At 34.7% G+C, this 26,199-nt stretch carries 23 protein-coding genes and 1 pseudogene; 18 read left to right on the forward strand and 6 right to left on the reverse strand.

The window, feature by feature from the left end; translation table 11 throughout:
- Positions 1 to 621: 621 nt before the first annotated feature.
- From F6K40_RS21120 to F6K40_RS21165, 10 genes are all read left to right on the forward strand, one after another.
- Entirely contained in the window at positions 622 to 1,452 is an 831-nt protein-coding gene (locus tag F6K40_RS21120) for a metallophosphoesterase (RefSeq protein ID WP_293139073.1), read from the forward strand.
- Between the two features lie 451 nt (positions 1,453 to 1,903).
- Positions 1,904 to 3,865 (forward strand): FG-GAP repeat domain-containing protein, encoded by a 1,962-nt coding sequence (locus F6K40_RS21125; protein ID WP_293139074.1) that lies wholly within the window; start codon positions 1,904 to 1,906, stop codon positions 3,863 to 3,865.
- A 664-nt stretch (positions 3,866 to 4,529) separates the two neighbouring features.
- Entirely contained in the window at positions 4,530 to 4,865 is a 336-nt protein-coding gene (locus tag F6K40_RS21130) for a cation:proton antiporter subunit C (protein ID WP_293139075.1), read from the forward strand.
- Between the two features lie 654 nt (positions 4,866 to 5,519).
- Entirely contained in the window at positions 5,520 to 6,971 is a 1,452-nt protein-coding gene (locus F6K40_RS21135) for a cation:proton antiporter (protein ID WP_293139076.1), read from the forward strand.
- Between the two features lie 948 nt (positions 6,972 to 7,919).
- The gene (locus F6K40_RS21140) at positions 7,920 to 9,380 is read left to right on the forward strand and encodes a cation:proton antiporter (protein WP_293139077.1); all 1,461 of its coding nucleotides are present in this window, start codon (positions 7,920 to 7,922) and stop codon (positions 9,378 to 9,380) included.
- Between the two features lie 628 nt (positions 9,381 to 10,008).
- The gene (locus F6K40_RS21145; RefSeq protein WP_293139078.1) at positions 10,009 to 10,416 is read left to right on the forward strand and encodes a Na+/H+ antiporter subunit E; all 408 of its coding nucleotides are present in this window, start codon (positions 10,009 to 10,011) and stop codon (positions 10,414 to 10,416) included.
- Positions 10,413 to 10,664, forward strand: coding sequence for a hypothetical protein (locus F6K40_RS21150; RefSeq protein WP_293139079.1), 252 nt, complete (start codon positions 10,413 to 10,415; stop codon positions 10,662 to 10,664). Before F6K40_RS21145 ends, F6K40_RS21150 begins: the two co-directional genes overlap by 4 nt.
- Positions 10,661 to 10,957 carry a monovalent cation/H(+) antiporter subunit G gene (locus F6K40_RS21155; protein WP_293139080.1) on the forward strand — a complete coding sequence of 99 codons (297 nt, stop codon included), beginning with the start codon at positions 10,661 to 10,663 and terminating at the stop codon, positions 10,955 to 10,957. The genes F6K40_RS21150 and F6K40_RS21155 overlap by 4 nt, the downstream gene beginning before the upstream one ends.
- A 4-nt stretch (positions 10,958 to 10,961) precedes the next feature.
- Complete coding sequence (locus F6K40_RS21160) at positions 10,962 to 11,522, forward strand: DUF4040 domain-containing protein (protein ID WP_293139081.1); 561 nt, start codon at positions 10,962 to 10,964, stop codon at positions 11,520 to 11,522.
- Positions 11,522 to 12,181, forward strand: a complete 660-nt coding sequence (locus F6K40_RS21165) for a Na(+)/H(+) antiporter subunit B (protein ID WP_293139082.1) — start codon at positions 11,522 to 11,524, stop codon at positions 12,179 to 12,181. The genes F6K40_RS21160 and F6K40_RS21165 overlap by 1 nt, the downstream gene beginning before the upstream one ends.
- Before the next feature lie 636 nt (positions 12,182 to 12,817).
- On the opposite strand, the gene F6K40_RS21170 is transcribed toward F6K40_RS21165, so the two are convergent.
- The 3 genes from F6K40_RS21170 to F6K40_RS21180 all read right to left on the reverse strand — a co-directional run bounded on the left by F6K40_RS21170 (position 12,818) and on the right by F6K40_RS21180 (position 14,581).
- Positions 12,818 to 13,384 (reverse strand): Uma2 family endonuclease, encoded by a 567-nt coding sequence (locus F6K40_RS21170; RefSeq protein WP_293139083.1) that lies wholly within the window; start codon positions 13,382 to 13,384, stop codon positions 12,818 to 12,820.
- Positions 13,385 to 13,838: 454 nt separating this feature from the next.
- Complete coding sequence (locus F6K40_RS21175; protein ID WP_293139084.1) at positions 13,839 to 14,174, reverse strand: XisI protein; 336 nt, start codon at positions 14,172 to 14,174, stop codon at positions 13,839 to 13,841.
- Complete coding sequence (locus tag F6K40_RS21180) at positions 14,162 to 14,581, reverse strand: XisH family protein (RefSeq protein WP_293139085.1); 420 nt, start codon at positions 14,579 to 14,581, stop codon at positions 14,162 to 14,164. Before F6K40_RS21180 ends, F6K40_RS21175 begins: the two co-directional genes overlap by 13 nt.
- A 142-nt stretch (positions 14,582 to 14,723) precedes the next feature.
- On the opposite strand from F6K40_RS21180, the gene F6K40_RS21185 reads away from it, so the two are divergent.
- Positions 14,724 to 17,738 carry a CHAT domain-containing protein gene (locus F6K40_RS21185; RefSeq protein WP_293139086.1) on the forward strand — a complete coding sequence of 1,005 codons (3,015 nt, stop codon included), beginning with the start codon at positions 14,724 to 14,726 and terminating at the stop codon, positions 17,736 to 17,738.
- A gap of 101 nt (positions 17,739 to 17,839) precedes the next feature.
- Here F6K40_RS21185 and F6K40_RS21190 read toward each other — a convergent pair whose 3' ends face one another.
- Positions 17,840 to 18,478, reverse strand: coding sequence for a COP23 domain-containing protein (locus F6K40_RS21190; RefSeq protein ID WP_293139087.1), 639 nt, complete (start codon positions 18,476 to 18,478; stop codon positions 17,840 to 17,842).
- Positions 18,479 to 18,696: 218 nt separating this feature from the next.
- Between F6K40_RS21190 and F6K40_RS21195 the strand changes: the two genes are divergently transcribed.
- The 7 genes and pseudogenes from F6K40_RS21195 to F6K40_RS21225 all read left to right on the forward strand — a co-directional run.
- The gene (locus F6K40_RS21195; protein WP_293139088.1) at positions 18,697 to 18,951 is read left to right on the forward strand and encodes a hypothetical protein; all 255 of its coding nucleotides are present in this window, start codon (positions 18,697 to 18,699) and stop codon (positions 18,949 to 18,951) included.
- Positions 18,952 to 19,227: 276 nt separating this feature from the next.
- Positions 19,228 to 21,018: an ABC transporter ATP-binding protein gene (locus F6K40_RS21200; protein WP_375340586.1), complete on the forward strand. Its 1,791-nt coding sequence runs from the start codon at positions 19,228 to 19,230 to the stop codon at positions 21,016 to 21,018.
- A 526-nt stretch (positions 21,019 to 21,544) separates the two neighbouring features.
- Positions 21,545 to 21,988, forward strand: coding sequence for a beta-carboxysome assembly chaperone CcmS (gene ccmS, locus F6K40_RS21205; RefSeq protein ID WP_293139089.1), 444 nt, complete (start codon positions 21,545 to 21,547; stop codon positions 21,986 to 21,988).
- A gap of 93 nt (positions 21,989 to 22,081) precedes the next feature.
- Positions 22,082 to 22,207, forward strand: a complete 126-nt coding sequence (locus F6K40_RS21210; RefSeq protein ID WP_293139090.1) for a hypothetical protein — start codon at positions 22,082 to 22,084, stop codon at positions 22,205 to 22,207.
- A 343-nt stretch (positions 22,208 to 22,550) separates the two neighbouring features.
- A complete protein-coding gene (locus F6K40_RS21215) occupies positions 22,551 to 22,799 on the forward strand; it encodes a hypothetical protein (RefSeq protein ID WP_365672269.1) in 249 nt (82 codons plus the stop codon).
- A 94-nt stretch (positions 22,800 to 22,893) separates the two neighbouring features.
- Positions 22,894 to 23,187, forward strand: a complete 294-nt coding sequence (locus tag F6K40_RS21220) for a Uma2 family endonuclease (RefSeq protein WP_293139091.1) — start codon at positions 22,894 to 22,896, stop codon at positions 23,185 to 23,187.
- A gap of 15 nt (positions 23,188 to 23,202) precedes the next feature.
- Positions 23,203 to 23,367, forward strand: a pseudogene (locus tag F6K40_RS21225) (Uma2 family endonuclease); the annotation flags it as partial.
- Between the two features lie 400 nt (positions 23,368 to 23,767).
- Here the strand turns inward: F6K40_RS21225 and F6K40_RS21230 are convergent.
- Together F6K40_RS21230 and F6K40_RS21235 are read right to left on the reverse strand one after the other, a co-directional pair.
- A complete protein-coding gene (locus F6K40_RS21230) occupies positions 23,768 to 24,556 on the reverse strand; it encodes a hypothetical protein (protein ID WP_293139092.1) in 789 nt (262 codons plus the stop codon).
- A gap of 38 nt (positions 24,557 to 24,594) precedes the next feature.
- Positions 24,595 to 25,584: a multicopper oxidase domain-containing protein gene (locus F6K40_RS21235; RefSeq protein ID WP_293139093.1), complete on the reverse strand. Its 990-nt coding sequence runs from the start codon at positions 25,582 to 25,584 to the stop codon at positions 24,595 to 24,597.
- Between the last annotated feature and the right edge of the window lie 615 nt (positions 25,585 to 26,199).

The following is a 26,199-nucleotide window of genomic DNA, read 5'->3' on the forward strand; positions in this document are numbered from 1 at the left end:
AGCAGGTTGTAGTCTCAATAGTATTTCTGTAGATCGACTTATTCGTAAGAGAAAATAACTGTCGATTTTATGTGTAAAAATTGATTCCTAAAATCTTGCTAAAAAATATCTCCTTTTTCTTCTCTTAGACAGCAATATTCTATAGCAATCCTAAATTAGGTTGTCAAATTTTATCGTAGGGGTTTGGTCTCCAAACCCTATTTTAGTCTGGGTTTAGAGACTAATTATTTATTGCTTAGTTTTCTTGATTCTTTGAGCAGGTTGTAGTCTCAATAGTATTTCTGTAGATCGACTTATTCGTAAGAGAAAATAACTGTCGATTTTATGTGTAAAAATTGATTCCTAAAATCTTGCTAAAAAATATCTCCTTTTTCTTCTCTTAGACAGCAATATTCTATAGCAATCCTAAATTAGGTTGTCAAATTTTATCGTAGGGGTTTGGTCTCCAAACCCTATTTTAGTCTGGGTTTAGAGACTAAACCCCTACAGTTTTTTTTCACAAATCATTTAGAATTACTATATCCTGTTATTCTCTTTGTATTCCCTAATACTTAAGCCACACAACCAATAATTAACTTTGCTATGCTATAAACGCCCCGGTATAGTAAGAGTCTATATGCTATGCACAGGATATTAACAGGCCAATTGCAGGTAGATCGCTTAACCCTAAAAATTACTGGGTTGCCTAAAAACTTAGAAGGCACAAAACTGGTACACCTGTCAGACTTCCACTATGACAGAAAACGACTATCTGAATGGCTATTGTCTGAAGCGATCGCCATTACTAATAAAGTTGAACCAGATTTAATTCTACTTACAGGAGACTTTATCACAGATGAACCTACACCTGTAGATGACCTGGTGTTGCGGTTGAAATATCTGGAAAGTCGCGCTGGAGTTTATGCTGTACTTGGCAACCACGATGAAAAATATCCGGGTGCTAGAGATAAAGTTATAGAAGCTTTTACTCGAATTAATGTTCCTATTCTGCTTAACCAGGTTGTCTATCCTCTAGGTTCAGGTTTAGCTCTAGTAGGATTAGAAGATTATTCCTCTGGTAACTTTAAACCATTTACAGTTATGGAATCTATAAGTAAGACAGTTCCGCGAATTGTTTTATCTCACAATCCTGATACCGCCAAAGTCTTACAAACTTGCCGTGTAGACCTACAACTTTCTGGTCATACCCACGGAGGTCAGATTAGATTACCATTCCTCGGACCTCTACCTCAGTTCCAAAAACCTATTCGTAGACTTATTCCCAAATTTCTACGACCTGTTGTACCATTCATGGCAAAATGTCACAAAATAGTCGAGTATTGGGAATGGTCTCAAGGATTGCATCAAGTTGGAAATAACTATTTATATGTGAATCGTGGTTTAGGAACTTATTTTCCAGGGAGATTATTTTGTCCCCCAGAAGTGACAGTAATTACATTAGAAACTAATTAAGGATTGCAGAAAAGTTGAAACATAAATTGTTAGGAGCAATTTATTATTGCTCCATTACTTATAGAAGTTTTCAGATGATACTAAACTAATCCTAAATTATTTGTGAAAAAAAAACTGTAGGGGTTTGGTCTCCAAACCCAAGTTAAGATAGGATTTAGAAACCAAACCCCTACGATAAAATTTTTGAGGATAGCTATAAATAGCTTTTCGTAAGATGATATAAAAAAAGTATAGAAACCGGGTTTTTCTTATGTGCCCCATAATACTAACATCTAACTCCCATAAACCGGGTTTCTTAATAATACTCCAAAGCACAAGAATTTAATATAGCGCCTTTATTTTCAATCTAGTTTTATATAAATATTAAATATTACGATCGCCGAATTTCATTTTAGTTTTTTTGTGGCATAATAATAGCTTATTATATATATTTAAGAATCAGGAAGCAAAAATGGCAATTGATTTTGAGGCCAAAAATCCATTAGGAGATGTAGCAGTTGAGCGTGAGAGCGCAACCACACTTATAGATATAGATGGTGATAATGACTTAGACGCTTTTGTGGGCAACAGCAACGGAACAATAAGTTTCTTTCAAAATATAGGCAATCGTAGAAACCCAAATTTCCGAGAAAGAACAGGAAATAGAAACCCTCTTGATGGTGTAGATGTAGGTTCTTATAGTAAACCAGCTTTTGTAGATATAGATGGAGATAGAGACTTAGATGCTTTCATTGGCAATAGTAGTGGTGAGGTCATATTCTACGAGAATACCCGCAACAGAAGAAGGCCACGGTTTCAGGAAAATCCAGCGATCAACCCATTATCTGGTATTGATGTAGGTTCTTACAGTGCTCCTGCTTTTGTCGATATCAACCAAGATGGGGATTTTGATGTTTTTATTGGTAACTCAGATGGTACTATTAGTTACTTTGAAAATACAGGTAAGAAAAGAAACCCCAGATTTAGAGAACGAACAGCAAACAGAAATCCTTTTGATGGTTTTGATATAGGTTCTTACAGTGCGCCTACTTTTGTTGATATAGATAACGACAAAGATTTTGATGCTTTTGTCGGAAACGATGATGGTACTGTAGAATTATTTGAGAATACTGGTACTAGAAAACGCCCTACTTTTTCCCAGATTCTCGGTGGTAGAAATCCTTTATTTAGTAAAGATGTTGGTACTTATAGTACACCAACTTTTGCAGATATAGATAATGACAAAGATTTTGACTTTTTTGTAGGTAACAGTGACGGAACAGTTGATTTTCTGGAAAATATTGGTAAAGTACAGAGGAATCAAAACAGAATAAAGAAACCAGAATTTTTTACTAACCCTTTAGGATTATTTGATGTGGGTAGTGATAACATTCCCACTTTAGTAGATATAGATGGAGATAAAGATTTAGATGCTGTCATTGGTAACAGTAATGGCACTATCGACTTCTTTGAGAATATTGGTACTAAAAATAAACCCCGTTTTTATCTACCAGTTTCCAGAGAAAACCCATTTTTTGGTATAGATGTTGGTTCTAATAGTTCCCCTGCATTTGCAGATATAGATAATGATGGAGATTTAGATGCTTTTAGTGGGAACAGTGATGGCAATCTCATATTTTTTGAGAATGTGGGTACAAAAAATAATCCTCGTTTTTCTCGTTCTAAAGCTATTGATAATCCGTTCAATGGTTTAAATGGAGGTAGTTACAGTACCCCTACTTTTATAGATATAGATAATGATGGAGATTTAGATGCTTTTAGTGGTAACAGTGATGGGAATATATCTTTCTTGCGCAATATTGGTACGAAAAAACGTCCTGAGTTTGCTTTAATTCTTGGTTCTCCTAATCCTTTCAATGGTGTTGATGTGGGTAGCTTTAGTAAAATTACTTTCATAAATGCAGATGGGGATAGAGATTTTGATGCTTTCATTGGTAGCAGTGACGGTACAGTAAAATATTTTAAAAATACTGGTACAAGGAGAAGACCTAGATTTAGAGAACAAACAGGAAATTCAAACCCTTTTAATGGCATTGATGTTGATTTTTCGAGCGCTCCCACTTTTGGAGATTTGGATGGAGATGCAGATGTAGATGCTTTAGTTGGTGATGGTAGTGGTTTCGTTAGCTTTTTTGAAAATACTGCTCCTCCCACCAATAACCGAAGAAGTTTATCTATAGTGAGGAGAAGTGCGAAAATTAGTCAGGGAAATGAGGACTCTTTATTAAATGGAGGTACTGGGGAATTAAGTGCAGATATTGATGTTGATAATTTTGTTTTAGGTAAAGAAATATCTGTAACTTCTAAAATCAATAATTTGACAGAGGGTGCTGGTATTAATCCTATTCTTGATGAACCTAATAATACTTTACCTGATGTGTTATTGGCAGAAAATAATTCTTCGTTTTTCTAAGTAATTAAGACACAAAAAAACAAAACCATATTTACAGCAGTTCTTTTATCGGTAGACCACAGTAGGGACGTTCCATGGAACGTCCCTACAATGTTTTGGCGAAAGATTTCTAATTTTTTGTATAGACTCATACCAATCTGGCCACTTCTGAGGAAACATAACAAAAGCCAGAGTTATTTTTGTGAAGCACCCCAAAAGGGGACTTTAGACTAGATCCAAACAATTATCAGAACCCGTATTAAATGTCTCTTCTATTTTGACCCAATTTCATGTTTAATGATATATGGCACTCAGCTAATCTAGTACAACTTCATCTTAAATATAGCAATATGAAATCATTCGTGAGAAAAAATTGTAGGGGTTTAGTCTCCAAATCCCTTGGCACTTGGGTTTGGAGACCAAACCCCTACGATAAAATTTAGGATGCTATATCTTAGTTAAGTTGTTCAGAGAAAACCTCCAGAATATGTCCTCAATTAAGTGGAAAACTCCTATGAATTTTAGAGACTTTAAGCATCAAAAAATAATCGTAAAAAATGATAATTTTTAGCCAATTTTTTTTTCAGCTAATAGAATCATTTGGTACATGACTAAAAAGAATTAATATTGCCTTGATAAATCTGAATATTTCAACCAATTATTGATTACTAAATCCTGAAATTATATGTTAGAAGCTTGTATATTTTTCACCGTATTATGCGGATTTTTCGGCATCATATTTAAGAAAAATTTGGTGATGAAAATCATCTCAATGGATATTATGAGTACCGGAGTTATTGCTTACTATGTGCTGGTGGCATCACGAGATGGTGTATTTACGCCTATTGTAACCCCAGACAAAAATGTTGCTTATTCCGATCCAGTTCCCCAAGCAGTTATTTTAACTGCTATTGTCATTGGTTTTTCAATTCAAGCTTTAATGTTGGTGGGTGTGATGAAGTTAGCAAAGGATAATCCAACTCTGGAAACTAAAGCGATAGAAGACAATAATACACCATGACATTGTTGAATTCAGAAGTTAGAAGTCAGAAGTCAAAAGTTAAATTATTTTAGTAAACTGCTATGATTTTTAGATACTTTAAACATCCAAAAATTATCGTCAAAAATGCTTATTTGCCGTGACTAAATTTGATAATTTAAAAATGCCCACGCTAGTAATGGTGACTACTATAACTAATATAGCAATCGAAGTAAAGGGCGCCGACATTTCTAAATTATTAAACTGAGTTATAAACAGGACTTACGCAGAACCACTATATCTAGTAAGGGCGAATGGCCATTTGCCCCTATAAATGGTGTATAATTTCATATTTTGCGTAAGTCCTGATAAATTATTTTTGACTTTTGCCTTTTGACTTTTCTTACTCAACATACTCTTGACATACTCCCGACGTTGCCCTTACGGGACTTATAGGGATTCTGAGCGTCTGGGAAACCCTGACCGCTGCGCATGACAGAGGTGATGTCCTCCCCCTGTGTTGACATTAAAAAATTTCCTTGCTTACAGCAGTTTTGGAGTTAGTGAGGTAGAAACTTTTATTGCTTTAGTAGATAGGCAAGAAAGATTAGTCTTCTAATGTACCTTACCATCCTAAAAAGTGCTGTAAATTCCTCCTTTTTTTTCTTACTTTTGAATGCATGAATTTTGACTTTTATGACCAATATTACAATTGCCTGGATGGCATTACCATTTTTTGTTGGGTTCCTAATCTATCTACTACCTAAACTATCTCGCTTTCTGGCACTAGGAGTAGCATTACTTTCTGTTAACTATGCCTTGGCGATATTTGCCGATCCATCATTTCTTTTAGATATAGAGTTACTTGATAGTTTCGGTGTAACTCTAAAGATCGATCAACTGAGTGGCTTTTTTATCATTACTAATGCTCTAGTAACATCAGCAGTAATTTTTTATTGTTGGAATACGGACAAAACACCTTTTTTCTATATGCAAGCAACGATTTTGCATGGTAGTGTTAATGCTACTTTTATTTGTGCAGATTTTATTAGTTTGTATGTAGCTTTAGAGGTAATTAGTATTGCTGCGTTTCTACTGATAACTTATCCCCGTACAGATAGATCAATTTGGGTAGGGTTACGCTATCTGTTTATTAGCAATACAGCAATGTTATTTTATCTAGTGGGAGTAGCATTAGTATATAAAGCCAATAATTCCTTTAATTTTATGGGTTTGCCCAATGCTCCTCCAGAAGCGATCGCCCTGATATTTTTGGGGTTATTAGTCAAGGGGGGTATCTTTATATCAGGGTTATGGTTGCCCTTAACTCATTCTGAGTCACAGAGCTTTGTGTCGGCAATGCTGTCAGGAGTTGTAGTTAAAACAGGAGTTTTTCCTTTTGTCCGTTGTGCGCAAATGATCGACGAAATTGATCCTATTGTCAGAATATTTGGTGTTAGTACAGCACTTTTAGGAGTATTTTGGGCGATTTTTCAACAAGACACGAAACGAACTTTGGCATTTAGCACTATTTCCCAATTGGGTTTTATCATGGCAGCACCAGAAGTCGGAGGTTTTTATGCTTTGACTCACGGGTTTGTCAAATCAGCACTGTTTTTAATATCAGGTGTTTTACCAAGTCGTAACTTTCAGGAGTTGCGAGATAAACCGATGAATAACTCACTCTGGATAGCATTAGCGATCGCTAGTTTTTCGATTTCGGGTTTTCCCCTATTATCTGGTTTTGGAGCCAAGATATTAACTACTAAGAATTTATTGTCTTGGCAAGTTATTGCCATGAATGTTGCTACTGTAGGTACAACCATTGTATTTGCCAAATTTATCTTTTTACCTCACAAAAAAGGTGACTCAGAAAAGAAAATTCAACAAGGGTTTTGGTGGGCAATGGTATTTTTATTAGGTGGATTAATAGTAGCAAATGCAGTTTATTATGAAGCTTATACTATTAATAATATTGTTAAACCATTAGTAACTATCGCTACTGGTTGGCTAGCATATCTATTTATTTTTCGGAAATTGACGATTAAGTTACCAAGAGCAATTGAAGAATTTGAACATTTGATTGGGGTAATGGCTATAATGTTAATTTTAGTTTTTTGGATGGTACAAGTACGAGGTTATGCCTAGTGCTGCTACCCGGAAGTCAAAATTCATGCATTAAAAATTCATGCATTATTGGTTAGTCAGGCTTTTAGGATTTTGTAACTGGTCAGTTATTTCTGCCATCCCGCGCTAGTGGGATTAATATATAAATAGGAGGAAAAAGTAAGAGAAAAGCAAGATAAAACTTATGCGAGGAATAGTAGATATTTCCCATCTATTTACACAAACAATACTAAAAGACATGACATGATTAAATACTTTTACTTAATAACTAAAACTTTAAAAAAGGATAATCCAAATCTAAAAATTAAAGTGAGTTTCGTTCCTAAATCTAGGCAATTGAACAAAATAATACACCATGACAAAAAAATAAGGAATATGTTTTGGTTTTTTTCCCTGGAGAATAACTAAGCTTTTATCCTTAATTAAACAATTATTAAACTAAGGAATAAGCTGAAAATTTTGAACTTTTAACTTTGTAATTTTGAATTCAAAAAGTGGCTGTTTGAAGAGCCTTAAAGTCAGGAATATGTTGTGTTTTTCCCCTGGAGAATAACTAAGCTTTTATCCTTAATTAAACAATTATTAAACTAAGGAATGAGCCAAAAAAAATTAATTTTGAATTCAAAAAATGGCTGTTGCAAGACGCTTGAAATAACGAAGATGTTTTGTTTTTTTTCACTATTGGAAGAACGCAGCTTGTCTCCTTAATTAAACAATTATTAAACTAAGGAATGAGCTAAAAATTTTGAACTTTGAATTTTTAATTTTGAATTCAAAAAATGGTCAATAACCTCCTCTTTTAAGGGGGATAAAAAAATCAGTATTCATCGCCGTATGCTTCAGCGATCGGTACTGATATAGCAGTCGAAGCAAAGATTAGGACATTTCTAAATTCTGGAACCCTATTCCCTATTCCCTATTCCCTATTCCCTATTCCCTATTCCCTATTCCCTATAACTGATAACTGAAATGATCAATATTACGATCGCCTGGATAGCATTACCATTTTTTGTTGGGTTCCTGATCTATCTACTGCCCAAACTCTCTCGCTTTCTGGCACTAGGAGTAGCATTACTTTCTGCTAACTATGCGTTGGCGATATTTGTAGATCCATCGTTTGTTTTAGACATCAAATTACTTGATAGTTTTGGTGTAACTCTAACCATCGATCAAGTGAGTGGTTTTTTTATCATTACTAATGCTTTAGTAACAGCAGCAGTAATTTTGTACTGTTGGAATAGCGAAAAAACAGCTTTTTTCTATATGCAAGCAACAATTTTGCATGGTAGTGTTAATGCTACTTTTATTTGTGCAGATTTTATTAGTTTGTATGTAGCATTAGAGGTAATTAGTATTGCTTCTTTTCTACTAATATCTTATCCTCGTACAGATAGATCAATTTGGGTAGGATTGCGCTATTTGTTTGTCAGTAATACAGCAATGCTGTTTTATCTGGTGGGAGCAGTTCTAGTATATCAAGCACATCATTCCTTTAATTTTGTTGGTCTGCGGGGTGTACCTCCAGAAGTTGTTGCCCTGATATTTTTGGGATTATTGGCAAAAGGTGGTATATTTGTATCGGGGTTATGGTTGCCCCTAACTCACTCCGAATCACAAAGTCCAGTATCAGCAATGTTATCGGGAGCAGTAGTTAAGGCAGGAGTTTTCCCATTAGTGCGTTGTGCGCTGATGTTAGAAGAAATCGATCCGATCGTGAGATTTTTTGGTGTGAGTACGGCACTTCTAGGAGTTGGTTTTGCCGTATTTGAAAAAGATACTAAGCGAATGCTGGCATTTCACACCATTTCTCAGTTAGGTTTTGTACTTGCTGCACCAGTAGTAGGAGGTTTCTATGCTTTGACTCACGGTTTAGTAAAATCTGCTTTATTTTTAATTGCAGGAGTTTTGCCTAGTCGTAATTTTAAAGAATTACAACACCATCCCATTGATAACTGCATTTGGGTAGCATTAGCGATCGCTAGTTTTTCCATTTCTGGTTTTCCCCTACTCTCTGGTTTTGGAGCAAAAGTGTTAACCTCTAAAAATTTATTACCCTGGCAGGTTATTGCCATGAATATTGCAGCAGTAGGAACAGCAATTTCTTTTGCTAAATTCATTTTTCTACCTCACCAGAAAAACGAGTCAGAAATCAAAGTAAACTTTGGTTTTTGGTGGGCAATGGTACTCTTGCTCGGCGGTTTGATAGTAGCAAATGCTGTTTATTATGAAGCTTATACTATTAAGAATATTATCAAACCACTCGTGACGATCGCCATCGGTTGGTTAGCATATCTATATATTTTTAAGAAACTGGCGATTAAATTACCAAGAGAGATGGAAAAATTCGATCATTTGATTGGGTTTATGAGTCTAATGTTAATATTACTCTTCTGGATAGCATGGACGCAATTACCAATTGATAATGGATAATGGATAATTGATAATTGATAATTGATAATTGATAATTAATGAACGAGAAGAGACTAATCTTAGATCATGGAAAAACACTATTAGACATCTCCGATAATCAAAAATAAAATCAATTATCTCGCATAAATTATCAATTCTTTTCCCCTACTCCCTACTCCCTCTTTTTCGGATAAGTCTATTTCTGAACAGTTTCGTAAAGACGTTATTAATTCTAGTGGATTTTTTCAGGAATCTAAATAAATTAATATTCCAGATATATTAGTACCATATATTAATAAGTGTATGCCATTTGATGAAGAAATGTACAAATATCGATTACAAGTTTAAATTTCCTGCCTTTAGGAGTATTGCCAAGTAGGAGTTGTGGGTTCTATTCCTCTGAGAGAACAGTTATAATTACCCTCGTATTTTTCCTCTAGCTCTAAAATAAGTATTTCATCAGCTAGAACAAAACTACGAACTTTATTATAACTAATAGACTTCTCTAAAAATGAAAAATCAAATCAATTCTTATCCATAAATTATTAATTACTCTCCCCTGTTCCCTGTTCCCTCTTTTCTAGAGATGTCTAATTAATTACCCAAACATGATATAATTAATTGCTTTTAAATTACTGAACTGAATAGTATGGACGCAACTTCCTTTTTTAACATAATACTACGACTAACAATTTGGTTTTTACTCACCGCCGACTTAAGTCCGGCAAATGTTATTATTGGTGTTAGTATTGCTTTGTTATTACCTCGTAGCAAAACATCCCTTGGAGCATTAAAAGATTGGTTGCGAGTATTGTGGAAAATTCTTGTTGCCATTCCCCAAGCTTATATTGAAGCAATACAAATTATGCTTCGTCCCCATAATGAAGAAGTTTTGGTTTGTCCAAGTGTTAAACCACAACGAACACCAGGATTAATATTTCTAGATATATTTTTGATTACTTTTACCCCCAAAACTATTGTCTTGAGATATCACGAAGGTGGGTGGTATGAAGTACATGAAGTTCGACGGAGCAGAAAACGGAGCAGAAAAAGATGAACTATATTTTAATCGCTATGATTTTAGCTTTGCTAATACCTGTTTATGAAGCATGGCAAGATGATGATATTTGGCAGAAAATGCTGGCCTTTGCTAGTATTGCCACTAAAACTTCCATTATGATGTTAATTATCTCAGTTTTGCGGGATGATTGGTCTATAGGCGTAGTTGCAGTCATTATTCTGAGTGTAGGTAATGCCGGTTTAATGTTAATGGCACATTTAATTAAAAGGTTAAACGAAACATGATTGACATTTTAAGTTATAGTTTGATAATTATCGGAATTATCTTCTGGTTTTGGGGAACATTTCCTCTGCTCGGCAACAGATCGGTTTTATTTAAGCTCCATAGTCTGTCGGTAGCTGATACTCTAGGTTCGATGAGTATTGTTGTCGGTTTACTGCTGAAAATACCTGGTGAATGGCCGTTGTTGCTGCTAGCAATTATTACTTTGGCAATTTGGAATACAGTTTTGGGGTACGTTATAGCATATTGCTCTAGTCCTGATACGGAGAACTCAAAATTAGAAGTTAAAAGTTAAAAGAATGATTGATATTTATGTTTATATTATCATCGCGCTGTTACCGTTAGCAGCTTTGATGCTGGTATTTCAAGTTAATCCCTATAATGCTCTTGTGATCCGAGCCATTTTAGGAGCAGTAGCAGCATTAGTTTATGCAGTTCTAGGCGCAGCAGACGTAGCTTTAACGGAAGCTTTAGTCGGAACAATGTTAGCTGTCACCCTTTATGTGATTGCAGTGCGTTCCTCTTTAGTAATGCGTTTGGGAATACTTAAAGAAGTTGAACCACAAACAGAAAGTTATTTTAGGGAACTGATAGCTAATATCAGAAAAATTATTAATAAATACCATTTGCGTCTGGAATTAGTTGAATATCCTAATAAGCAAGCTCTAGAATGGGGGTTGTTAGGGAAGGAAGTTCACGCTATTTGTAGTCAACCAGAAGAATTCAAACTCAAGAGCAAACCTACTTATCAGACTGCGATTAGAGTGCATCGTCTGTTTGAAATTATGCAAAAGGAATTAACTTCATCAGAAACAAGTGTGACATATATAATTGTACCCAACCAGGAGGATAAACATTAATGAAATGGGTTTATTTTTTAGCGGGAATAGCATTGTTTGTCAAAGTGCTAATTATGCCAAACCCAATAGCAGAATGGGATGAACCTTCTATTGTTAAAATAGTCGAAGATAGTGGAGTAGCTAATGTGGTTTCTGGGATCATTTTTAGGAATCGACTCTATGACACAATTTTTGAAGTAGTAGTATTTACGATCGCTGTTTTGGGCGTCCGTTTTTTATTAGCGAACGAACAACCCACCGAAAAAGTTTATCAATTTAGCGATCGCCCCTCAATAGTTTTGGCACGTTTGGGAGCAACTATTTCGGCAATGGTGAGTATCGAGTTAGCAATTCGGGGGCATCTGAGTCCGGGGGGTGGTTTTGCTGCTGGAGTAGCAGGAGGAACTGCCATTGGTTTAATTGCTATTACTTCATCATCGGACGAGATGGAGAAAATATACAAAAAATGGAATGCTGCTACCTGGGAAAAAATTTCCGTTTTAATATTTATTGTATTGGCAGCGATAACTTTGATGGGAGCAGAATTACCCCAAGGAGAATTAGGAGAGTTAGTCAGTGGGGGAATTATTCCGGTACTGAATATTTTGGTAGCGCTAAAAGTAGCACTGGGTTCGTGGGCAGTTATTTTGTTGTTTATTCGTTATCGGGGATTGTTATAATAATGAATAATTAATAATGAATAATTAATAATTAATATAGGACTTACGCAAAGAAACCCGGTTTCTACGATAAATCCTTGTTTTGAGCAATAGATGTCTACGAGAAACCGGGTTTCTGGGTTCACATGGCCTTAGTCCTGTAATAATTAGGGTTTGCTGATTAAATATAAAAGCTTTTATAGATAAAGGTTTGAGATTTTTTAGGTCGAAAAAAGTGCCAGCTTTTAGGTCTAAAAGGTTGAGAAAGTTGGTATTTTGGGCTGACTATGGCAGAAAAATTAAGTGATGATTCTTCCTCCTACCTCCTCTATAATTCTTAATTTCTCCTGTACGTCGCTAATCCGAAGGCTCCCCTACCTGACTCCTGACTCCTACCTTTACCAAAAAGACTTTTTCAGCAAACCCTAAATAAATTTAGCAACACCAAATCTAAAAATCTAACTCTATAAATCTACCTCTATAAATAAGTCTGAAACTGCTAATTTAAAGCCTGGTCAAATATCTTCTCCATCTAAATTATCAGTAATTTGTAATAATTTATCTGGTTCGGGTTTATGATAAACTAAGACCGATTTTTCATCAGGATTAATCACCCAAATTATCAGCAAACCCTAAATAAATTTAGCAACACCAAATCTAAAAATCAAACTCTATAAATAAGTCTGAAACTGCTAATTTAAAGCCTGGTAAAATATCTTCTCCATCTAAATTATCAGTAATTTGTAATAATTTATCTGGTTCGGGTTTATGATAAACTAAGATTGATTTTTCATCAGGATTAATCACCCAAATTAACCGACAGCCATTTTCAAAATATTCAACAATTTTTTGATGAAGTTCCTCAAATGTATTATTAGGAGAAATTACCTCCACTGCCAAATCAGGAGACCCCTGAAAATAACCTTTAGGTAATCGCTTTAATCCCAACAAACGGTCTTTAGAAACAAAAGAAATATCTGGAGAACGTTTATTTCCTGATTTTAAAGTAAAAGCTGTACTTGAGTCGCAAGTTACACCTAATTTTCTAGGACGAGCATACAACTCTATTAAGCCACATAAATAGGCAGTAATATTGCCATGTTCCATTCCCGAATTTCCCATATCAACTAATTCTCCATTAATTAATTCATAATGACTGCCATCTTTGGATAATCCTCTAAATTCTTCATCTGTTAAAATTTTTTTATCAGTTACTATACTCATAAATTTATCCTACTATTTTTGAGGGAATAGGGAGAAAGAATTAATTATATCAAATCCGTTTGATTAGACATAAAAAAATATCCAATCGTCATAACTACCAAATCTTTGTGATTCTCTTTTCTCCTGACTCCTGATCTCAAATCCGTTTGCTTTGGAGTTACAAGAAACCGGGTTTGTGGGAAGTCAATGTTAATATTTTAAAGCATTTGATACTTTCCCCGGTTTCTCTGCTTTTTTATACCGATACTACCGGATTCGATATGACTCCTAAACTATAACTGTTTAACCGGATTTGATCTTATACCATGTCCGGATAAGAGCGTGATAAAAACACTTCTTTCTCCAGGTAGATTCTTTTCTCCTGTCTCCTGTCTCCTGTCTCCTGACTCCTCCCTAATTATTTATAATTATTCAACCGGACATGATATTATTTCTGATTGTTGATTAGCAAAACCTAACCTACACTATATTCTGTAAACTTTCTCATAAAGGGCGTATGAAATCCCAAAACAATATCTTTTTTTGCGACTCCATTTGTTACTAATTCTTCGGCAATATCTATTTCAGTTCCATTCCACTGAAGCCAAATTTTTTCACCTTTAATATCAATATGAATCGGACAACTATGAATTAAATGATCGTTTTCCCAACCAAGATAAACAATTTGATAATGGTCTCGTACAGTATCAAAAATTGGTTGTACTTCGATTTCTCCATAAGCAGGTTTATTCTTGCTATATTCTAACAAAAATTCCTGGACTAACTGACGATATTTTTCTAGTTTTTCCATTCTGTAATTACCTCTTTTTCTGGGTTATAAATAATTAGTTTAACTTGATTTTTCTTAACCATAAATTGAGGAAATTCAAGTTTAAAAAAGCTGTTATAAGCAATTATAGGCACAGCTAAATAAAGTATTCGGTCAGGTTCTTTGTTTTCTAGTGCTTCCCGATAATTAATAAATTGTCCCAAGGCAGTATGAAATTCAGAAATAGCTGATGATTTTGGTAAGAAACTTTTAATTTCAACCGCTATCTTTTGATTATCTTTTTGTGCCCCAATTAGTTGTTCTGCACCGAGGTCAATAGACATATCTACACGACCGAAACTAACAGATAATGGGTCATGGGTAATTGACCATCCATCTTTTATTAGAGCATTTTTAACTTCCTGATGAAAAAAATCTCTGGCTGACATTGTTTTTTTATTATTACTATAATTAATATAGCATTTTTCGTAAATCTGACAAAGTGTTAAATAAAATAAGTGTGTGTACTTTGCTAGTCTGATGTTTAGCCTAGTATGTAAATTCTACAAATTTCATTACAACAGAATTATTATGAAGTCTTCTTTATCACTCCCCCTAAAATTGCTTTTTCTTATTCTTGCTACCTTGAGCCAATTTTTCTTTACTAATTCTGCTTCAGCACAAGGGAGAGGTCTAGGTTATATTGAAAACTTATCTCAAGAAAGAGAGGATGTGGAAATAGAGTTGGAGAAGCAAGAAACTATACTAAAACAACTTGAATTAGCAGAAACATCGGCAGGAAAAATCTTCTTGAGCTATGACGGTTTTAAGAAAGTTCCAAATAGTAAAAGCTTTGCCTATATTGGCAAATGTGTGCCAGCGAATGGGACGGGGAAATATGAATCTGTTTCTTGCAGGGAGAAACTTCTCACAAAAATGTGTGAAACAGAGCTTCTGTTAGAAACAGTAGATGATACTATTAATTTTTGTCAGCAATATTTTGATTTAGCTACATCAAACCAGAGTCAATATAGTCAAGAAAGTCAGATGACTCGATCTAAGCAAATGTGCTTGGTATTGCCTTTCCATGTTGAGCGTTATCAGTATCTAGATAAGGATTCCCTCGAAAAAGCATTACTTGCTTGTCAAAAAGCACTACTGTCTAGGAGTTATTACTCTACTACTAGAGAGGCAAGATTTATATTGCTAAATTTAAAGGAAATATATTTCGTCCTCAAAGATTATTCTGGAGCAAAAAAGTTTTTTACTAACATTCTTAATATAGCAAAAAAAAATGATAAACAAAATAATAGTGAATCCTCAGAACAAGACATTTCCTGGTATGCAATTAATATGATTTATCCAGCATTAAATTTTCTAGGAGATATATATTTTGAAACAGAAGACTTCGATAAAGCTATGAATCTGTACTTAGAAGCCGATTCAATTTATACTAAAGGTACTAACTATCAGGCTAGCAATAGCTTTTTTAAACTAAATAAATTCCTAACTGATGAAATGATGGTAGGCGGTTATTTGTCTTCTTCTTCTATCACCAGAGCTTATAGTTTTATTGGTAGCCGATCTAGACTTGCCTTTATCATGGCGATGAAAGGTCAAACTAATAATGCGAAAAAATTACTCTCTGAAAGTATCAGAGATTTAGAGAAGGTATCTCATGGACAAGTAGATAAGGCAGATTCTATTGCTCTTCAAGAAATGGGGACACCTCTCTATACTACTCAACAGTTGCTACTCATCAATGATAAAAAATATGAAAAAGCTCTAGAGTTTGCTGATCGCTCCCGTTCACTTTCTTACCTTTTTAGTCTTAAAGGTATATCCAAAGATATTCCAGATGTTTTATCTTTTAAGGAAATGCAAGCTTTTGCAAAAGAACAAAAAACAACACTTGTTCTTTACTCTATCCCAGATTTACCTATATATGACTACGATAAGTTTCAAGCAAGAGAAGATAAAGTTTTAATTTGGGTAATTCAGCCAAATGGTAAGCTTGATTTTCGAGAGGTTGATGTTTCATCAGCCTTGAGTCAATCTAACTCTAAGTCAGAATTTAGTAATACCAATTCAACTAGCTCTATATATGGCGCTATAGCATTAGTAGTTAGCATTGGAGCTTTTGTGATACTTTTCCCAAATCATAGAAGGATAGGGGTGGCTGCCTTAATTGGGATAAGTGCTGGTTTGGTGATGACAAATGTGTTTAATTCATCAGCAAAACTCGAATTAAAAGACCAGGAAACTACACAACAGACTGTTACTTTATCAAATCTCACAAAAGATACCCTTTTAGCAATAAAAAATCGCGACAGCAATCAAACTTCTCTATTAAAAAAATTATATAAAGTGCTGATTGAACCGATACAAAATACTTTACCTACTAACCCTGATGAACATATTGTTTTTATCCCCTATCGAGGTTTACATCGTGTTCCTTTTGCATCACTCATATCATCTGATAATAAGTATTTAATTGACCAACATACTATACGAATAGCTCCGTCAATTCAAGCCCTAAAATTTATCACAGAAAGAGCTGCTAGTGCAGAAAGAGTAGGTAATGATTACTTAATTGTTGGTAATCCAGAGATGTCAAAATTATCCCTTGGTTCCCTTGGAGTAACTAAAGTACCAGGTCAACTACCTTCTGCTGAGGTTGAGGCTAGAGAAATTGCTAAACTTTATGGTACAACTCCTCTTATTGGTAAAGATGCCTCTATTGAAAGAGTTAAAAACAAGCTATTTAACTCGCGAATTTTACACTTTGCTACTCATGGTTTTCTTAATATTGGCGATAGTAGAGCTGGTCTTGTCTTCGCTTCTGAAAGCCAAAGAGAAAATAGCGGAGTCTTAGCTACTCGTGAATTTTATGGACGTCGATTTTTGGCAGAGATGGCAGTATTGAGTGCTTGCAATACTGGGTTAGGAGCAGAAACTGTGGAAGGAAACTTGGGATTAACTCGCCCGTTTCTGATAGCAGGAGTTCCCACTGTTGTTTCTTCTCTGTGGTCAGTACCTGATCAATCTACAACAGAGCTAATGATTGACTTTTATCAGAATTTGAAAAATACCTCTGATAGGGCAAAAGCTCTACGTCAAGCTATGTTAAACACAAAAGGGAAGCATCCTGATCCAGTTGACTGGGCAGGGTTTATCCTGACTGGTTTAGGAGAATCTCCTAGAGTTTCTACTACCTCTGTTAAGCAAGTTGTTGGTTATATGTCGTGTGCCTTCAAATATGCTCGCGGAGGTGATGCGGGTAACAATTCACGAGATATAGTGTCTGCCGATCTCAAATCAACTCCCAATGGTTTTACTCTTGCATTTACTGAAGCTAGTGGGTCAAAGCATAAGCTCGATCTTGATCAAAATTTAGTTGTGGTTAGTGCTGGTTCTTTTGATGAAGAGAGAAATATATGGGGTCCATGGAACCTGGTTTCGTATGACAAAACACCTATTCAAATAGAACCTGATGGCTCTTTTGATGCATCAATGTCAGTTAGTACCCGTTACTATTGTGTTATTAAAGGCAAAGTTGAATTTATCGGTGATGCAGCAGATAAATTAGCACGAAGCAAGAGATAATGGTTGAAACGAAGCATATTTTTTTTATAGTTAAAAATATGCTTCACAGACTCATTAACTATCCTCATAAAAGGAGGGAAAACTTGACATCAAAAAGTTCTTTAGAATCTTGATTCAGAAGAACTACTATTAATAGTTGGAGCCTTCTGCCAATATTTCAATACACTCACATAAGAGCCACCATTACGTTTTACTGTCAAACCTCCAGAATGCCGAAAAGCAATAATTTCCTGTAGAACATCATCAGCATTTTCTCCAGACTTTAACGTTATTAATAAGTTTCGATCATTACACGGAGAATCTTTAATTTCTTTACTAACACAAAGAGTCGGATAATTATTTAAACGCCCAGAAAAAATATAATCAATAATCCCATTATTATAATATATTTGTAACCTCCTAGAAACTTCTTGGCAACGAGTCTGTGGTGTCCATTCTGGTCCCCAAGAAGTATCCTTCCAAAAAAACATAGGAACATCTGGTTTTGAGGAGGAACGTATTATTGTAGCTGGCACATTTCCTCCTTCTGGAGTTTGATATGAGCCGCAAAAAAAGGAAAGATTTTGACTTTGAATATTTTTCTCTGGTAAGTTTCTCTCTGGTAGATTTTTCTCTGGGGAAGGTGAATTCTTCTGATTTGAACTACCCGAATTTAACTTTTCGATAAAAGCGACTGATATAGTTCCAGCAAAACTTATTAAAGCAACAATAACAGGAACAATAATCTCTGTTTTTTTCATTATACATCTCCGAAAATAGACAAACAGTTACTATAATATCTTTTCAGTAGGGATTCAGCTACTACCCCACTCCAATTTACCAACTTTCCAAACTAACAATAAATGGAGAATATATTTATTCAAAATTAGATCGTTTGATAACCACCCCCGGAGTCACAACCAACCTCAAATTTATCGAAAAATTCCATCAATAAATAACCGAAAAATATCTGCTGCAAATGCAAAAATATTATGCCAATCTCAGCCCCAATTTAAAACTCTTAGAAAACCTAATAAACTCCATTCGTGGCATCACAGAAATAGAACAAGCAGAGAGCGATCGCTACTTTCAAGAACTTGTTGCCATTATCAGTGTGGGATTAAAAGCTCTGTCAATGTTAGATAATATCAGGACTTACGCAGAACCGCTATATCTATTAAGGGCGAATGCCATTCGCCCCTACAAATGGTGTATGTTTTCATATTTTGCGTAAGTCCTGAATATTTAATTATTTATCCGAAACGTCTTATATCATGTCCGAATAATTAGTAATAAAAAAACTTTCTCCCGTAAGTACCTTTTCTTTCCTTCTGCCTTCTGTTTCCTGCCTTTTGCCTTACTTCATATTATCTATACTTCCATATTCAATCTCCCCTACTCCCCTACTGCCTATCTATTTTTAAGAAATAAATCCCAAATAGATTCTACTTTAACAAGTATGTTAAAATACCCTAGAGTATTTTCGGAAAAATTCTATCGGGGGATTACATTGTCAAAAACAACATTTAAACCCAAACATCCTTTTCTCCGCTTGCTTAAATATGCAGGTAATTATAAAACTCAAATGTGGCAAGCAATTATCTGTTCAATTATCAATAAAATCTTTGACTTAGCACCTCCAGTTTTAATCGGTGCAGCAGTGGATGTTGTTGTCAAAAAAGAAGATTCTCTAATTGCTCAATGGGGAATTAAAGATATTTTTGGGCAACTTTTGGCTTTGACATTTCTTAGTTTAATTGTCTGGGGATTAGAATCAATTTTTCAATATGCTTATGAACGACTTTGGCGAAATTTAGCTCAGAATATTCAGCACGATTTACGCATTGAAACTTACACTCATTTACAAGATTTAGAATTAGCCTATTTTGAAGAACGTAGTACAGGCAGTTTAATGGCAATTTTAAATGATGATATTAATCAGTTAGAAAGATTCTTGGATGTAGGGGCAAATGAAATAATTCAAGTAACAGTAACAGCCATAATTATTGGTGGTGCTTTTTTTGTTTTAGCTCCTAGTGTTGCTTGGTGGGCAGTATTACCAATGCCGTTTATTATTTGGGGTTCTATTTGGTTTCAAAAATTTCTGGCTCCTCGTTATGCTGAAGTGCGAGAAAAGGTTAGTTTATTAAGTGGGCAATTATCTAATAATCTCTCAGGAATTACTACAATAAAAAGTTTTACAGCCGAAATTTATGAAGTAGGAAGAATTACCAAAGAAAGTGATGCTTATAAAACGAGCAATAGAAGAGCTATAACTTTTTCTGCTGCTTTTGTTCCTCTAATTAGAATTATAATTTTTATCGGTTTTGTGGCAACTTTATTATTGGGTGGATTAGAAGCAGTTGCTGGTAGATTAGCCGTAGGTACTTATAGTGTAATGGTATTTTTAACTCAAAGATTATTATGGCCTTTAACTCGTTTAGGGCAAACTCTCGATCTATATCAAAGAAGTATGGCTTCTACGAATCGAGTGATGAATTTGTTGGATACTCCAATTACTATTCATGCAGGAGATAAACCTTTATCTGTTGATTCGGTTAAGGGAGAATTAGAGTTAGAAAATGTTAGTTTTGCCTATCAAGAAAATTTTCCAGTTGTACAAAATATTTCTCTGAAAATTCCCGCAGGAAAAACTATTGGAATTGTCGGTTCAACAGGTTCTGGAAAAAGTACCATAGTCAAATTATTACTGAGGTTTTATGAAGCTCAGTCAGGCAAAATAACTCTGGATGGAATTGAAATAAATCAAATTAATTTACAAGATTTACGGCGGGCAATAGGTTTAGTAAGTCAGGATGTATTTTTATTTCATGGAACTGTGGCAGAAAATATTAGTTATGGTTCTTTTGATGCAACTTTGCCAGAGATTATTGCAGCAGCTAAAATTGCTGAAGCAGATGATTTTATTAATAAGTTACCTCAAGGTTACGATACTATTGTTGGGGAAAGAGGGCAGAAATTATCAGGAGGTCAAAAACAACGAATTGCTATTGCCAGAGCGGTGTTAAAAAATCCTCCTATTCTGATACTTGATGAGGCAACTTCAGCAGTGGATAATGAAACTGAAGCAGCTATTCAAAAATCTTTAGAAAAAATCACTCAGAATCGGACAACTATTGCTATTGCTCACCGTCTTTCAACTATCAGAAATGCCGATTGTATTTATGTAATGGAACATGGCAAAATAGTAGAATTTGGTCGCCATGAAGAATTATTAGAAAAATCGGGACTTTATGGAAGTTTATGGCGGGTACAATCTGGTTTAAGATTAGTAAGCTAGTAAGTTTTAAGTAGTAGCTTAGAGGTGATTTTTAAGGTATTTTTTTGCTCAAATATGATGATAAAGCTAATAGTTATAATAGTCATCATTACTTTTAGGAAATTCTTCAACTGTCAAATTTAGTCACAGCAAGAATGTAGGGGCGAATGGCCATTCGCCCCTACTGACTTCTGACTTCAGCTATAGTTGTGCTTTAACTAAACAGATTTTTATCGGCGCTAAAGCACTACTAGAAAGGTAAGCATTCAGTAGTAAGCTAGCCTCTTTCAGAGGAGCTTCCCTAACAGCTATGGGTTATTAACTCATTATGATATGAAAGAAGAATTAGTCTCTAAAAAGTGACATAAGAATGAAATTGGTCATCAACTAAACCTTAGTAGTTCTTTGAATATGTTCACTCATCTGAATGCTGAATACTAATAACTGAATGCTTACCTAAAAACAGTATCTAAACAGGTATAGGATTTCATACTTAGTGTTTAATTACAGTCTAATATTAAACACTTGTTCACTTAAAATCTAAATTATGATGGAATTTAATAATAATCCACAAACTCAAAATCAAAATAATTGGCAACATCAATTAGATAAATTTGTGAGAGATAATCAAAAAGAATTAGCTGCTTTAGCATGGGGATTAAATTTAGAAAAGGGAGAAACTGATGAAACAATTGGAATTGATTTAAAAGGAACACCAAAGTTTGTCTATTGTTCAAAAACAGCTATAGAAAGATTCAACCGGAATGTTGATGGTAAAATTCAAGAAATTTTAGGTTTGATAGATGGTTATAAACCAGAAGTAGAAGTATTAATGATTGCTATTGGTGATGGTCAAATAAAGTTAGTTTATTTTCAACCAGAAATATCTCCGCCTAATTGTTTTGAAGAATTAGGTCAGGATGTTGATTCTTTATTGGAAATATTAGAAACAGGAATGAGTGAATGTATTGTTTTAGAGACTAAAGAGTAGGGGTTTGGTCTCCTTTCCCCAAGCCAAAAAATGGGATTGGGAAACCAAACCCCTATAGTGTTTTTCACAAATCAACTAATAATGATAAATGAAATGAGAGTTGGCGAAAAATTAAGGTTTAAACCCTTTCTTTTAAAGGATAAAAAGCGAATGTTGATATTGCGTGAAATCTTAGAAACAGGAATGAGTGAATGTATTGTTTTAGAGACTAAAGAGTAGGGGTTTGGTCTCCTTTCCCCAAGCCAAAAAATGGGATTGGGAAACCAAACCCCTATAGTGTTTTTCACAAATCAACTAATAATGATAAATGAAATGAGAGTTGGCGAAAAATTAAGGTTTAAACCCTTTCTTTTAAAGGATAAAAAGCGAATCTTGATATTGCGTGAAATCTTAGAAACAGGAATGAGCGAATGTATTGTTTTAGAGACTAAAGAGTAGGGGTTTGGTCTCCTTTCCCCTACAATTTTTTGACAAATCATTTATTATTTCTGTATAGCACTACTTATACTTAGGTTTTGATTAGAGTCTGAGATTAAACACTTGTTAACTTTAAATCTAAATTATGATGGAATTTAATAATAATCCACCAACTCAAAATCAAAATAATTGGCAACATCAGTTAGATAAATTTGTGAAAGCTAATCAAAAAGAATTAGCTGCTTTAGCATGGGGATTAAATTTAGAAAAAGGAGAAACTGATGAAACAATTGGAGTTGATTTAAAAGGAACACCAAAATTTGTTTATTGTTCAAAAAAAGCGATAGAAACATTAAAAATGAGTGAATGTATTGTTTTGGAGATTAAAGAGTAGGGGTTTGCTCTCCAAACCCAACCTAAAAAATGGGATTTGGAAACCAAACCCCTACAGTATTTTTTCACAAATCAACTAATAACTGATCAATGAAATGACAGTTACCATTCCTATTAACAAAATTCCGCTTAACCCAGATAGTTTAATTACCCTTAATGACTTAACCTGGGAACAGTTTGAAGCATTTATGGAGGAAAAAGAAGCTCAAAGAATAAAGACACGAATTGCTTACATTCAAGGAACTTTAAGCATCATATCTCCTCTCCCCGCTCACGAACGACTACACCGAATTATTAGTGATATTGTGAAAGTATTGCTCGATAGTCAAGAGCGAGACTGGGAAGAGTTCGGTTTAACAACCTTTAGGAAAAGAGCTAAAAAAATTTGACTAGAACCTGATACCTGTTTTTATATCCAAAATGCTCAAAAAATGCGCCCTCGAATGAGCATAGATTTGACAGTATATCCACCTCCAGACTTAGCTATTGAGGTAGATGTAATTTCCAAAACTACTCTTGCTGTTTATGAAGCTTTAGAAGTTCCAGAATCATGGATTTATACTGAATAAAAATTCACGATTAAGGTTTTTACTGATGGATTATATCTGGAATCATCTATTAGTCTTACCTTTCCATATTTACCAATTTTAGAGTTAATTCCTAATTTAATTAACCAGGTATTCACAATAGGCAGCAGTAAAATGCTAAGAGAATTGAGGAAGAAAATGAGTGAGAATAAAAGTATATAGAAAATCAGGACAAAGCACACACATAACCCCTGTCTTTCCCTTATAAATCTCCCTTTAGGAGAGGGCGGTACTTCCCGCCAAGCAAAGTTAAATTACCGAAAAATTCTGGTCTAAAACCTCCCCTTTTAAGGAGAAAAAATAAATAATATTTCCTTAGATTCAATCCGATGGTTTTAACCAGAGGTAATTATCAATTATCCATTATCCATTAATGAACCGCTTATCCTACTTTTTCACTATTTTGTTTAATCTGCTCAATTAGCTTTGATACTTTAGCAGGTTCCATTGCTACTTTTTCTGGTGCTAAAGCAGACGGCCAAGCCTTTTTCAATTCAGTCATATTTGCTTGTATTTTCCCATCAATATCAGAATATTTACTCCCCATTTTATCAGCTATATTTTTGTATAGAATCTCTGCATAATCAACAAATCCTCGTGAGTCTTGATACTCAATAACTTCCACAATCTTTCCATCAAGAATTGCTGCTTCATATTCTGCTCCAGCAGTGTCTAATAATCCATTAATTACCTGTAATACAAATTCTGGCTTTTGACGCTCTTGATTAGATAAATTTGAAATTGCTCCATCAATCTCTTGCACAGTTTGTTGATACATACTATTAAATTTATTAGTATCTTTAGCACCAGCTTTGACCAAATCATGCAGATTATTTAAGGTATTCTTGAACTGGTTAACACCCCGAGCATTTAACTCATTTTCAATATCTATATATAATTCTTCTACAGGATGACCAAAATGAGGTTCTGCCTGCTTTGCTTCTTTGGCTACAATTAATTCTTCTCCTACTAATAAATGCCCTTTCATTAATGCCAAGTTAGTCATATAGTCAATATCTTTACTGTCAGGATAAACGGCAATACTTGGAGTCCCTAAAACCATAGAATTATTACTCACATTTGCCTGAATATTAGGATTAAAAAATATAGCTAATACAGTAGCAATCAATCCCACGAAAAAATAACGTAAAATAGAGTTAATTTTCATCATAATAACCTCGTAATCAAGTTGACAAGTTGCTAATTTTTTTAAGTTTGAGGCAAAACCTCAAAGAAACCCATACAACCACTTTCTGCGATCGCATCTTGGTGCGGATGGAACATATATTTACCTGGAAAGGGATAGGAAAATTCGAGAATATGTCTTTCCGAAGTTCCCATAGTAATAACATCTGTTTCCTGCCATGGTTTAACAGTCATTCCAGTAGGATAAACCTGGAAAAAATTTGCATGAATATGAAATGTTGCAGCAGGATCGAACTCAATAATATTTAGTATATACAAACGCACCAGTTGATTTTGCTGTATCGGTATTGGATGACTTTTGTAATAGTTTGGTAAACCATTAAAAGCATAAAGCTCATTTTTGCCATCATTATTAGTGTCATAACCTCCCATTACCAATACGATCTCATCAGCAGGTGGGCGACCTTCGGGAGGATCGATAATAAACATACCGTACAACCCTTTGCTAATATGACGAGTCACTGGAGCAATATGGCAATGATAAAGATGAACTCCAAAAGGTTGAGCGTCAAATTCATAAACTGTTGTTTTGCCATGACGGACTGGTTTTACTCCATCTGCTTCTGCTGGATGAATACCATGAAAGTGCATACTGTGAGAGTGACCACCTTCATTATCAAAAATAATTCTTACTCGTTCCCCTGCTGTTGCTCTCAATGTTGGTCCAGGAACACGACCATTATAGTTCCAACTAATCAAGGATACTGCTTGATTTAGTTGTAATTTAGAATTAATTGCTTTAATTTGAAATTCTCTGATTTTGCGACCGTTTTCTTCTTTGAGAATGCCATAATCAAAATCCCGCAGAGCATTCATAGGATCTAGTTCTATAGCATTTATGGCTGCCTGAGCATTGAGTGATGACGACAATAAAGGTAGAATATGTTGAGTAGTGATGCCAGCTAAAGTGACACCAGTACCAGCAATTCCTAGCTTGAGGAATTGCCGTCTGTTCCAAAATGCTGATTTTTCTGGCTTTGGGGGATTGGCCATAGTTCTATCTAAATTATTAAGAACTTTTTTCAATAAACTAAAAATTAGTATATAGCTTATTTTAGTTTTTTGTCAATAGCAACAGGGAATAGGGTGAAAGACATAGATGAATAAGAGGGCGATAATTGATTTTATTTTTTATAGCGCTACGCGAAGCGTGAATAGGGAACAGGGAACAGCGGTGCGACCCCGCGTCGCCGACAGGCGCAAGGGAACGCGCACCAAGAGAGGGAAGAGTAGACTCTCAAAAGGTTTTTCTTATAGGGAAATGCTCCGCAAACAGGATTTAGAAATGTCCTAAACTATTTGCGTAGTGCTATATGATCGGAGATATCTATTTATATCATGTTCGGATAATCAGTTATATCATGTCCGCTGGTATCGTTGGTGTAAACTCAAGGGTGAATTTTACCGGAAATTTAAGTTTTTTTTCTGGTTCTTAAGTATTCCTGCCAGTTACAGCGGTTTTCATATGAATAAACCACAATGATACTGACTCTTCACTCCTAACTCTTGACTCCTGACTCCTAACTCCTAACTCCTGACTCCTGACTCCTGACTCCTGACTCCTAACAATGAATTTAGTGGTCTACTCAACTGAAAAGCGCTGTAATA

It is taken from the genome of Okeania sp. SIO3I5 (assembly GCF_010672085.1).
Classification (GTDB): Bacteria; Cyanobacteriota; Cyanobacteriia; order Cyanobacteriales; family Microcoleaceae; genus Trichodesmium.